This window comes from Streptococcus sp. P25B114 (assembly GCF_053010325.1).
On record NZ_JBRKNW010000041.1, the window covers coordinates 1 to 1,100 of the forward strand.

Here is a 1,100-nt window from a genome sequence, read left to right on the forward strand (position 1 = left end):
ATACTTAACAAAAATCAAAAATAGCGATATGATAGTATTATGACAAAAGAATTTACCCAGACACAAGTTGAAGAATTAAAGCAAGCACTTAAAAACAAAAATAATGCTCCGCATCATAGAAAAATACAGGCACTCATTCTTTATTCTGAATGCCATAATTTAACATCCGTAGCTAAATCGGTAGGTTTTGTCCATCAGACAGTCCGAAACTTATTGAATCGCTATCTAAATGGTGGCTTAGAGGCCCTATTAAAGGAAAATCGTGGTGGTCGCCGCCGTTCGTATATGACGCATGAGGAGGAAGAAGTTTTCCTTAAAGAGCATCTCTCTTCCTCTTTGAATGGAGAATTCGTTACCGTTAATACCCTCTTTAAAGCTTATCAAGAGAGAGTTGGGCACAAGACAACCCGAGAAGGTTTCTATGCTCTCCTGAAACGTCATGGTTGGCGTAAAGTTAGCCCACGTCCCCAACATCCGAAAAAAGCAGACGCCGAAACCATTTTAGCGTCTAAAAATAAAATCTTTATTCGAGGAGAGAACGAGTAAGCGCTTTATTGATGAGAAAGAATATCAAAAAATCCGCCTTATGTATCAAGATGAGGCGGGTTTCGGGCGTATCAGTAAACTTGGTTCGTGTTGGTCTCCAAAAGGTTATCGACCTCACGTAGCAAGTCACCATATTCGTGAGTACCGCTATTGTTATGGAGCTGTGGATGCCCATACAGGTGACTCATTTTTCATCATAGCAGGTGGATGCAATAGTGATTGGATGAATGAGTTTTTACTCCAGTTATCAGCAGCTTATCCAGAGGATTATATTATTTTAGTCATGGATAATGCCATCTGGCATAAATCTCAGACCTTAAATATTCCTAAGAATATTGAATTTACATTCATTCCACCCTATACCCCTGAAATGAATCCTATTGAGCAAGTCTGGGCTGAGATTCGTAAACTTGGTTTCAAGAATAAAGTATTTAGGACGTTAAATGAGGTAATCGATAAACTTGAAGAGGTTATTCAAACCTTAACTGCTTATCAACTAAAATCAATTGTACATAGAGACTGGACTTCCGCTATTTTTGATTTTAACTGAGTAT

At 38.3% G+C, this 1,100-nt stretch carries 1 protein-coding gene; it reads left to right on the forward strand.

Annotation, left to right across the window (positions count from 1 at the left end):
- Positions 1-39 precede the first annotated feature (39 nt).
- Positions 40-1,096 (forward strand): IS630 family transposase gene (locus ACVC7T_RS10895; RefSeq protein ID WP_419579990.1). Its coding sequence is split into 2 segments (ribosomal slippage): positions 40-504 and positions 506-1,096, totalling 1,056 coding nucleotides; the frame shifts between segments, so codons are not numbered across the junction.
- The last annotated feature ends 4 nt before the right edge of the window (positions 1,097-1,100 follow it).